This is a genomic window from Streptomyces coacervatus (assembly GCF_029223485.1).
In the GTDB taxonomy this organism is placed as follows: domain Bacteria; phylum Actinomycetota; class Actinomycetes; order Streptomycetales; family Streptomycetaceae; genus Streptomyces; species Streptomyces coacervatus.
The window spans coordinates 1-518 of record NZ_JARHTP010000083.1; the positions used below are offsets into that span (position 1 = coordinate 1).

The 518-nt window shown below is 67.0% G+C and carries 1 protein-coding gene; it reads left to right on the forward strand.

Annotation, left to right across the window (positions count from 1 at the left end):
* On the forward strand, nt 1-518 hold a 518-nt coding region (locus P2Q00_RS50685; protein WP_275781997.1), incomplete at both ends, for an acyltransferase domain-containing protein.

Consider the following 518-nt stretch of genomic DNA (forward strand, 5'->3'; position numbering starts at 1 on the left):
TGGTGAGATCGCGGCCGTGCATTGTGCGGGTGTGCTGTCGCTGGAGGATGCGTGCACGCTGGTGGCTGCGCGTGGCCGGTTGATGCAGGAGCTGCCGTCCGGTGGGGCGATGGTGGCGGTGCAGGCGACCGAGGACGAGGTCACCCCCTACCTGACGGACGTCGTGAGCATCGCCGCGGTCAACGGTCCCACCTCGGTGGTGGTCTCCGGTGACGAGGACGCCGTGCTCGGCATTGCTGCTGTCTTCGAGGGGCAGGGCCGTAAGACGAAGCGTCTGACGGTCAGTCATGCGTTCCACTCTCCGCACATGGACGGGATGCTGGAGGCGTTCCGCGAGGTCGTGGAGGGTCTGTCGTACGAGGCTCCGCGCATCCCGGTGGTTTCCAACCTCACCGGTGCTCTCGCGGCTGCGGAGGAGATTACCGACGCCGGTTTCTGGGTGCGGCATGTGCGGGAGGCTGTGCGGTTCCTGGATGGTGTGCGGGTGTTGGAGGGCGAGGGTGTCACGACCTTCGTGG